The 10,062-nt window shown below is 57.7% G+C and carries 7 protein-coding genes; 2 read left to right on the top strand and 5 right to left on the bottom strand.

Features of this window, described 5'->3' with window-relative positions:
• Positions 1-298: 298 nt before the first annotated feature.
• Complete coding sequence (locus ABD906_RS10335) at positions 299-1,237, bottom strand: helix-turn-helix transcriptional regulator (protein ID WP_345099329.1); 939 nt, start codon at positions 1,235-1,237, stop codon at positions 299-301.
• A 682-nt stretch (positions 1,238-1,919) separates the two neighbouring features.
• On the opposite strand from ABD906_RS10335, the gene ABD906_RS10330 reads away from it, so the two are divergent.
• On the top strand, positions 1,920-2,582 hold the full coding sequence (locus tag ABD906_RS10330) for a hypothetical protein (protein ID WP_345099328.1): 663 nt from the start codon (positions 1,920-1,922) through the stop codon (positions 2,580-2,582).
• A 54-nt stretch (positions 2,583-2,636) separates the two neighbouring features.
• On the opposite strand, the gene ABD906_RS10325 is transcribed toward ABD906_RS10330, so the two are convergent.
• Positions 2,637-4,130: an ADP-ribosylglycohydrolase family protein gene (locus ABD906_RS10325; protein WP_345099327.1), complete on the bottom strand. Its 1,494-nt coding sequence runs from the start codon at positions 4,128-4,130 to the stop codon at positions 2,637-2,639.
• Positions 4,131-4,143: 13 nt separating this feature from the next.
• Positions 4,144-6,201, bottom strand: a complete 2,058-nt coding sequence (locus ABD906_RS10320) for an AAA family ATPase (RefSeq protein WP_345099326.1) — start codon at positions 6,199-6,201, stop codon at positions 4,144-4,146.
• A 136-nt stretch (positions 6,202-6,337) separates the two neighbouring features.
• Here ABD906_RS10320 and ABD906_RS10315 point away from each other — a divergent pair, with 136 nt between their 5' ends.
• Positions 6,338-7,048, top strand: coding sequence for an NUDIX domain-containing protein (locus ABD906_RS10315; RefSeq protein ID WP_345099325.1), 711 nt, complete (start codon positions 6,338-6,340; stop codon positions 7,046-7,048).
• A gap of 76 nt (positions 7,049-7,124) precedes the next feature.
• On the opposite strand, the gene ABD906_RS10310 is transcribed toward ABD906_RS10315, so the two are convergent.
• Both ABD906_RS10310 and mcrC read right to left on the bottom strand, forming a co-directional pair.
• On the bottom strand, positions 7,125-7,874 hold the full coding sequence (locus ABD906_RS10310; protein ID WP_345099324.1) for a metallophosphoesterase family protein: 750 nt from the start codon (positions 7,872-7,874) through the stop codon (positions 7,125-7,127).
• 768 nt (positions 7,875-8,642) lie between these two features.
• Positions 8,643-9,725 (bottom strand): 5-methylcytosine-specific restriction endonuclease system specificity protein McrC, encoded by a 1,083-nt coding sequence (gene mcrC / locus ABD906_RS10305; RefSeq protein WP_345099323.1) that lies wholly within the window; start codon positions 9,723-9,725, stop codon positions 8,643-8,645.
• Between the last annotated feature and the right edge of the window lie 337 nt (positions 9,726-10,062).

Here is a 10,062-nt window from a genome sequence, read left to right as displayed (position 1 = left end):
CGCGCGGGCGGCCCTGCAACCCCAACCAGCGATGCCGCCCGCGCTGGCGCCACCACCATCATTGCACTAACAATCAAATTGGACCCGTCCGTGGGGGCCGATCAAAGTCATATCGCTGCAAGCGCAGAATTGCCCCATTGCCGAACGAATTCCGATCGAAATCTGGGCCGGTCGGCTCGCTGACGCAAAGGTTAAAAGCATCTTCATATCAGCCTATCTTAACTCCGGCTGCGGCTCGCCCCTCTGTTGCCGACCAAAACCTGGTTAGCGAACAGAGGTGGCTCGAGAATTCGCAGATTTATTTGTCAGACTGGCGAGTGAGAAGATATTCGACCGCCTTGGAAGCAAATGGAACGGTTGGAACATCGAGCGCCTCGGCAAGTCGTTTCAAGGCGGCGATGTCAATGCTGGGAGACGTGTTGCCAGAAAGGACGCCTTCCAACCATGGCTCGGGGACCCGTGCCTGCTCCGATATCTGATGAATGGTAGCTTTTCGTAATTTCATTGCCGTCTGGAGGAACTCAGGCAGCGACATCTCCGGTTTATCCAATAGACTTGCGAGCAGCTCTCTCTTGTACTGGCCTTCATGCTCCTCCGAGAACTTTGCAGAGGGAACAAATCCTCGCCTGCCCATGAGCCACTTGACTGCTTGCTCATGGGGCACAACCCCCGGCTGGCCCTTTTGCCTGGAAATGGTAGTGATACCTTCCTTGCTCAGGGACGTACGGACTGCAGCCTCTCCCATGGACGCGAGCAAGGCGAGTTCGGTGATCGTGAGATCGCTCTCCTGATCGAGTTTATAGCGGGCAACGAAGGTCTCGAAGACTTCTCTAAGCTTTTGCGGGTTTGATCCGTTCAACGGTGAGGGTTCCCCGTTGAAATCCGTCTGAGGAAAACCGGACAAAAGAGCTGCGACCTCATGCAGGCGCTCATCAATCTGAGCCTGGTAGTCGAGACCTTTAGCGCCGACCTGGTAGGCGTAGTCGTATGCATCCATAGCCACTCGATGCAGAAAATGCCTTTCGATGGGTATGGAACGCAGCTCCTCCTCGGTTAAGCCGTCCAGGTCGTACCTTTCGAGCTCACAACCCAGATATGCGGCTGCCAACTCCAGAGCGTTGCCCGGCCCGAAAGCTGACAAGTGTGAGGCAAAGGCTACTGCAGCCTTCTTCACCTCATCGATGATTTCCTGCCGCGAGAACGGGGCACGGCCTTCAATGTTCTTCCGGGTGTTCATCAGATCGCCTCCATCAGAGAAGCAATTTGGCCAGCCAACGTAGCGCGCGCCTGCAGAAGGCTCGAAGCGTTAGTTTGGCAGGATACATGCCGGGGATCCTTGCGCCCGAGAAAGACGGCGATCGGGGCCTGCCTATGCGTTCGGTCAATAGAGTCCACGCCGTGCTCGCTCTCAGCCCCCATGCTGCCACCCTCCTCCTCAACGTTCGCTTCTTCCGGTTCCAGCTCACCCGCCCAAGCGAGGAACAGGATCCCCTTCTCAACGCGGCCGGCAATCTTCCCTTGAACTAAAGTATTGCCTCTCCGGCTGAACTGCCCCCCATTTCGACCGGACAGCCGGCATAAGCAGAACGGCGCAAACACAGGCTTGAGGACAGGCTTAAGTCTAACGATTATCGACACGTCGAATTGGTGACGAGTGATGTCCGTCGCAGGCGGTTGACAACCAAGCAGAAGCTGACGCTCATCACGCAGAGTTCTCCTCTTTCAGGGAACAGGCTAACCTCAAAACGAGGACTTTCCAGGGGAACAGGTCACGGACGCCCGAATGATGGCCCGCGGACCCGTTGGCACAAAGCTGAGACACCCAACCGTTACCTTGCTCCGCGGTTGAATTCGCCCTGCACTCCCTGATACAGAAATGGACATCAATTATGAGGGGGGTTGGACACAGCAGTACGACAATGACTGCAGATCTCACCTACGATCAACTGAAAGCTAAACAGCGCAGGCTTCGGGAAAACTTTCCCGAAACGATGGGCCTGCGTGTCCACCGTGCCATCAGCTGGATCGGCCGGGCCGAAACCTGCGACGATGATGATGGCAAGTTCATCTTTCTGTGGATCGCCTTCAACGCCGCCTACGCTGACGAGAATGTGTTTCAGGTGAAGCAGCCAGGCGAGCGAAGCGCATTCACCGAGTTCTTTGAAAGGCTGATCGCGCTTGATGAACAGCGACGCATCTACAACGCGATCTGGCAACGCTTCTCCGGTCCCGTACGACTGCTTATGAGCAACCCCTACGTCTTCAATCCGTTCTGGCAACACCACAACGGCATTGAGGGCTTCGAAGACTGGGAGGAACGTTTCAAAGCTTCCTCACGGGCATTCGCTCAGGCTGTCCAGAACGGCGATACGAAGCGCGTCCTCAGCTTCGTCTTTGACCGGCTATACGTATTGCGCAACCAGATTGTTCATGGCGGATCGACCTGGAACAGCGGCATCAATCGCGCCCAGGTCCGGGATGGCGCAGCCGTCCTGGCCTTTCTCGTACCGGTGTTTGTTGACCTCATGATGGACAACCCCCGCGAGGATTGGGGTAAACCATTCTATCCGGTAGTATCTTGATCCAGGCAGGTCCATGACCGCAATCATGGACCTGCAATGCCGCCAGTGCCGCGACTACTGAAGCGCCGCCCTGTCCGCGGCAGCAAGAGACTTCTCGAACAGCCGGTCCGCCTGATCCAGAAGAACGTCGTGCCAGGCGAGCCTTTCCCGATAAGTCTCGGGGATGCTGGAGTATCCGAACAAAGAGCCGGCGAGCTGCCCGGTGATGGCCGCTGTGGTGTCCGCATCATGACCCAGATTGGCAGCAGCGAGGACGGCCTCACGGAAGTCCACAGCTCTGGAACAACACCAGAGGGAAGCCTCCAGGGACTCCACCACATAACCGCCAGATCTGATCGCCTCACGCCGCTTGGAGCGCCAGGAGCCTTGCGCGACGTGGGAAACCCTTCCCGCGTACTGCTCACTGCGCGGGCTGAAGACAAGCGATCGACGTTCTCCTTGTATCGCCTCTGCCAGGAGCTCTGCCCAATACACGCACGCATCCACCGCTTCCGGCGCGGCATGGGTGACCCTGCTTTGCCGCGCGGCAACGTCGCGAAGAGCGGTACGGTCATTCCAGTAGCGAATGGCGACGGGTGCAAGCCTCATCAGGGATCCGTTGCCCGCAGTCATGGGATCGGTCGAGCCCGCCACAGGGTCTCCGGACGATCTCCAGCGCATGAGGGCCTGCCGTGTGGTAATGCCGATGTCGAAGCAGTCACCGGTACAGGAAAACGCCCCGCGCGTATGCCAGTCATAAAACCGGCGCATCAGAGCGTGCTCGCGGAAACCGGCGGGGTCATTCAGGCAGTCCGCCAGGGCAAGCGCCATTGCCGTATCGTCGGTCCACTCGCCCGGCCGCAGCCCGAACGGCCCTCCGCCAACCATGTCCTGAAGAGGCGGGTAGCTGTCACGGGAACTGAACTCCAGCGTCGTGCCGATGGCATCCCCGACAGCAAGTCCGATCAAGGCTCCCCGAGCGCGGTCGCGCACCGCTTCCATTTCTCTGGATGGCTGATGTTCAGGCACAAATGTCAGCCTGCGGACATGCCGCTCCTGCTCCAATGTCTCGATCGCCCCCGGACGGACGCTGCGCACGAATTCGATCGCGTGTGACGGTTCAAGACCAAGTTCAACCAGGAGCCGCGCAGCAATCGTTCCGGAACGTCCCAGTCCACCACGGCAATGGACCAGGACATCATGGCCGTGCCGCAACTGCGATCGCAGGGCTTCGCCATGGACCGTCCACCGCCCCTCGAAAGTCGCATCCGGCACGGAAACGTCGCGGATTGGCAGGTGCAACCACTGCATGTGGCGGTTGCGCACTTCGAGACCGAGATCCGGGACACCCAGCATCTCGAATTCATGGTCCTCGATGAGCGAGACAACCGTTGCCGCTCCCCACTCGCGAATGACATCGAGATCGATGCCGAGATCGCGGCACCATCCCGCTCCACAAGAGGAAGGCCCCGATTTTCCCGGACAGAAAGTGATGCCGATGCGTCCCATCCCCTCGCCCACCGTGACCTCGGCGATCTGTAGCGGATGTGTCAGACTTGTTCTTTCCATGTCCCCCTCCCCATCAGTGAATCTGGAATCCAATCCGCCGGCTCGGGGTCGGCCGGAACCCGGCTTCACGTTCGAGCATCCTGGCAAGTTCGTTCGGGTCGCAGATGCCGAGAACCTCCGCCTGCCGTTTGATCAAGGCGAAGTCTCCCAGCGTCAGCCGCTCGTGAGCCAGCAGAAAGGCCGGCGCATCGCAAGAGAAGAAGCGCTGAAAGGCAAGACCGATCTGATGAGGTTGCAAAGGTTCAAACCTCGCCTTGAACAGAAAGCGACGATAGACGGCTGGATCAAGTCTTGCTTCCAGATTGCTCGTTGCCGCAAACGGAAGCGGATGCCGTTCCATCCATGTCAGCATCTCGTTGACCAGACTTATCTCCCAGCGATGGTCTGTGCCTCTGCGATCGCACAGAAGTGAATCGGCCTCGTCGAAGATGAGGAAGCAGTTCCGGTCCTTGGCCTCGGCAAAAGCAGCGGCAATCCTGCCTTCCGTCTCGCCCACATACTTGCCCAGGAGGTCGGACCCACGCTTCTCCAGCACATCCAACCTCAGCAGATCGGCGAGGTACCGCGCGAATGCTGTCTTGCCCGTGCCCGGCAGACCAGTGAACAGAAACGAGAGCCTTGTCGTCCCAGCGCGGACGATCTTGCTCGCAAGCTGTGTCAGATCGATGTTCGCGGCCGTCAGCACGGGATCGAACAAGGTTTCGCACCTGTCCGGTATGGCGTCAAAACCGCGGATGAGTTTCTGAAAGGACCGGGCGACTGAAATGGCCATCTCAGCCCCGCCGCGTCCGAGGCTCGCGGCACGAATGGAGGAGGCAATGATGGCAGGAGCAAGCGGCACCCGCCCGAGTTGAGCCGCGGAATCATCGTCCATCTGCAGGCCCAGCGCAGCGGCATGCTGTTTCACGATCCGGGTGGTCACATGATGGCCCGGCTTGCGGAATTCAACCACGCGAACCATGCGGCGGAGGATGGCTTCGTCAATACCTTCCGGCCTGTTCCTGATCCAGATCGTGGGAATGACGCTGTTTTCAATCAGCCGGTTCAGAAACACCTTTGAACTGCCCCGCCGGCCGTCAGACAGCAGCCCGACGCCTCCCAGAACGTCCTCGGCCTCGTCAACGACGGCGATGACGCGCCCGACCCGCTGTCCGAGTGCGGACAGAAGCGAAAGATGGGCTATGCGGTCATTGCGGTCTGGCTCATCCCTGTCCTGCGTGATCTCACCTGCAAAAATCACCCTTGCGTCGCATGCCGGCCCAAGCAGTTTGGCAAGTTCGGTCTTGCCCGAACCGGGAGCGCCGTAGAAGAGGAGATTCACGCCGGTCGCCTTCTGCTCAAGGCTTCCCCTCAGGATGGCCGTGACATCTCCCACATGGCTCGCCATGTGGTCGAAATCCGCCACACTCAACTTCGGTTCGGGTGAAGTGCCAAGCAGCAGGTTCTTCAGCCTGTCCGGATTTCCCGTACGTTCCCGAAGCAGGCCAAGAACCAGTTCCGACGGAGAGACATCTCCGCCACTCCGATCTTCGATAAGCCCGAGCCTCGTGAGTTGCCCGTCCCGGGAAAACAGCCTGTGGATCGCCGACCTGCGAAGTCCGAGGATCCGCCCGACGAGAGAGGCCTGAACCTCGTCACTGGTGCCATACCCATCGGTCAGGGCGGCTGCGAACGACATGAACGCCGGCATTTGCGTCAGGCGGCACACCGCCCCAAGCGCCCTGCTCTCGGTTTCGTCAAGGCGCAGGACCTCTGCCAGCCACTCGATCCGCATCTGAAACGCCGAGGGAGCAGGCAGCCTGGGATACTGCGCATCAATTTCCGCCGCTCTCAGCGAAAGTACGGGATCGCCAAAATCGACCGGGTCGCTGACTGATTTGGACAAGGAGGGAAGCAGAAGCTTCAGGCTGGCCCTGTTCTGCTCATACCATTGAACCGCGCTCTGCTTGAGCCGGACTTTTCCCCCGACCAATGACGTTCTGAGATAGGTCAGGAAGTAGGTTTTCAGGATGGCGCGCTCGAATGCTCCGAAGCGCATGTCTATCGATGGTAACGAATGAAACGTGCTCAATTTTTCCTTCTCTTGGGGTCCCAACGAAAGCCGAAGGCCGCACCGGCGATCCTTTACAAGACAAGACAGCTTCCGTTAGTGTAATTTGGACAATAACAGATTGACTTATTGTTGTCAATACACTAAGAGGAACGCCATGAGCTCGCCCCGATACACCGATGGCTATGCCCGCCCGTCAATCGCTGCGGACATAGTCCTTTTCACCCTCATCAACGGCGAGCTGCACTTGCTGCTGGTGGAGCGCGGCCAGGAACCCTTCAAGGGGCACTGGGCCCTGCCCGGCGGCTTTGTTCGGGAATACGAGCCGATCGCTGACTGTGCGAGGCGCGAACTTGAGGAGGAGACGGGTTTCAGGGCTGCCCTGCTTGAACAGTTCGGCATTTTTGACAAGAAGGGGCGAGATCCGCGCGGCTGGTACATCTCGATTGCCTTCATGGCGATGACGTCGCAGAAGGATGCGCCGCTGATGGCGGGAACCGACGCGGCCGACACTCGGTGGTTCCCGGTGAGCCGGCTCCCTGACAATCTGGCCTTCGACCACGCCGAGATTATCGCACATGCCCTGAACGAACTGCGCATCCGGGCGGACCGCTTCGACGAGACCATCCTGGGCCCGATGTTTGCGCTGCTGCCCGAGGAATTCACACTCACACAGTTGCAGGAGGCCTTTGATGCCATCAGGGGCGTGAATTCTGCAGACACGAGATACGAGTCAGACAGACGCAATTTCCGCAAGCGTATTCTTGCTGCCGGCATTGTGGAGCCTGTTGCCGGCGCGATGCTGCGCGGCAAGCATCGTCCGGCGCAATTGTACAGGCACAAGCCCGGCCGAGCTTCCGGGACGTGAGAAACCACCACGCCGTGCCGCCGGTGCATGATGGAGCTTCACATATCCCACCATGCCTTGGGCACTTTTCCTGAATTCAAGAACCCAGCAATCGCTTCTCGCGACCCTCAATAACAAGTATTGATTGCGTTTCCTCTTTTTGATTTCTCAGTTCAAGTTTGACGTGAACGCGAATGGGGAGCTTGGAACGGGAAGAAGAACTTTCCTCATCGAGAAGGAAATCCCAGCCGTCATGCACTCTCCTGATCCATATCGAACCGTTGGGGCTCTTCTTGACTACCGCTGGATACACCGGCTCACAGCAAAAGAAGAAGCTGCCAAGGGTAATGCTGGGGGACAGCCTCTTGAGGAACTCGACATGGTTGCTGGGGACAGCAGCCTGAAGGATCGGCTTGTTGCTCAAACGGTCATCTAGCGTAAACCAATCAAGATCAAGGCCGTAGGCTCTCCCCGCATGGAGTACGGCTTTGAACGCAGAAAAGCGCTCATAGGTCTCCGCGACAGGAGCAGCCGACGAAAGAAACTCCAGCAACTGGATATCCCGAAGGCCCGCAAGCGTTACGACATTCTGTGGGAATTCCTCGCTTAGCCGTATTAAGCGGTCAATCACCTGTGGAGAGTTCAACCCTCCATGATGATAATCTCCGAAAAACAGGACTCTCCAATCCTGAGGAGGCGAAGCTTTCAGATCTTTCTGGATGGCATCCAGAATGCTTTCCAGCCTGTACAGAACGCTGTGAACACCTTCAGCAACATAAATCCGCACGCCGGCAGGTCCCGCAGCTTGATCGAAACGAGAACCGATACCTGATATACTGTATGCCAAGCTTTCCTCCCGCCGCAGATACCTTCGTGCCCCTGTGAGAATTTCGTTGCCGAATATGGGCATCAGCGAGCCCGTTCACGTGTGAGATGTCAAGTGTTGTTCGTCTTGTATCGCGGGTTGAGCCTCATCCCGATGGAACGCGGACACTACAGCCGTAATCTCAGAGCAATTTGCGGCTTCGCTCGGTTCTAGCAAGAATTCCAACCCGTTTCCGGCCTGACACGACGCCTTTCTGGACCATGCCAAGGGGCTCTTCGGGCAACCTTGACTCTGGAGTCGACGGCAGGGAGCCGCTCAAAGACAACGACCACACTCCCCACCTCGTCGGTGAAGGAGCTGACCGACTGACCAGTCCGGAAGAGTACAAGCGCAGAGTCGACGCCATTGTCGAACGAATTCCTATCGAAATCCGGGCCAGGCCGCTCGCTGACGCAGCAGAGGACGAGCTTTCCAGCTTCATGGTTGTGGTGTTAGAATACAATTTTGTATCCCAGCTGAGGTATTCTTCAGAGGGGCTTCCAGATCACGCCGCGGCTGCGATTGGCTTACCATGCAAACTGCCCGCAATCGCCGGGGCTACAAGACCCGAAACTTGCCTTCTGGCCCTGATCGTGGCAAGGACTGGCCGGCTTGAGTCTCGCGACGATAATCACTTGAGCGAATTCGTTGACCCGAGTGGCTCGACCCAAGAAACGCATCTAATTGCGACCACTCTCGGACGGGAATGCTGGTTGACCTGCTGGTGCCGAGTTCGACGATGCAGCCGGATCACAGTGGCCACTCATCGATTAGCTCCAACAATCGCTGTCGTATGGACACTGCATCGGCTGCCAGATCGACAGTAGCGAACCGGATAACATGTCCCTGTACCTTAATGGCTTCGTCTATTGTCTCACCAATGGATGGGTGGAGGAGCAAACCGGCAGCAGAATCTGCTAGCGGGTCGCCCCTCCCGGTCTGTGACATCAGGTAGGCATATATTTGGTATAAATACTCACTACGAAACGTTCTTTCGCGATAGTGACCCTGGACAGCGATTTCATTGAATTTGGTATCTATGATGATGCGTCGCGTTGAAAGCACGCTTTCCAGAATAATGTCCGTCTTCATTTGTGGAATGAGCGCACGGGCACCTGCAGAAGAGGACGATATCGCCCAATTTAGTTTAGTACCCGTAGAGACTTGCCACTCGCCTGGTGAGAGGGCCACACGGTAAAATCCGCCCACAGCTCGTTCAAAAAGCAAGCGTACCCATGTCTCCTCTCTGTAGGGCATGGGAAGAAGACGATCCCCGGCCTGCTCGGTCGGAAGAACCAGGTCCATGACAAGTTTCGCTGCATCGAGCATTTCGCGATCGGCGACGTCATGGCGCGCCAGACGGTCTGCCGAAAGCTCTGCTTTGGTTGGACACGGCCCGACAACGCCCAACATTCGCAGTGCATTTACAAGATTGCGGCAATCATGGCGTAGTGACTCTTTGGTTACGAGAGGTGACAGCTTTTCGAGAGCCGACCGCACGAACCGGTTGCGGGGTCTGTCAACGTCCAAATCGAAAAACCCGCAGGCAACCAGTCCCCGAGTAAGGAGCTGCTGTCGTGCTGTGCGGATGTGGTCAATCTTTCCCCGAATACGGGAAAGATTGGCTGTCTTTCGCTTATAGGTCGAGCCGAGCCTATATCGCATACGGTGTCTGACAGCCGGTATGAGGATTTCAGCAACGAGATCCGCTACTCGATCAACGCTTTCCTCAACACCGGCCATCCTTCTGCCGTGGGTGCGATATAAATCGGACGCATACAACATCAGGAGCCAGATGTTCCTGACGGGTATGCGGCCGATATAGCCGGACAATTCCTTCTCATCACTCAGCACAAGACGCTCACCATCCCTGCTTCAGTTCTTCGATGACTTCCTTAGCCTTCTGGGGGGCATCGAACCAATACTCCTCCAGAAGAGGGCCTATTTCAGTTTCCACCACCTGACCAAACCAGTCACGAGTCTTTTCAGGTTCTATTGCCTCTGCCGGCGTAACGAAACTGTGGACCGCGCCGGGTTTGCCGGAGGCTCCAACTCCTGAGTAGGAGGAGCATCATGAGCAAGACGACGAACACGTTTTCCCCTGAAGTGCGCGAGCGCGCGGTGCGGCTGGTTCTCGACAACGAGGGTCAACACGCGTCGCGCTGGCAGG

Source organism: Chelativorans composti (assembly GCF_039541695.1).
GTDB classification, from domain to species: domain Bacteria; phylum Pseudomonadota; class Alphaproteobacteria; order Rhizobiales; family Rhizobiaceae; genus Chelativorans; species Chelativorans composti.
Note: the sequence above shows the minus strand (reverse complement) of the source record. Positions and strands in the feature narration are given on the sequence as shown.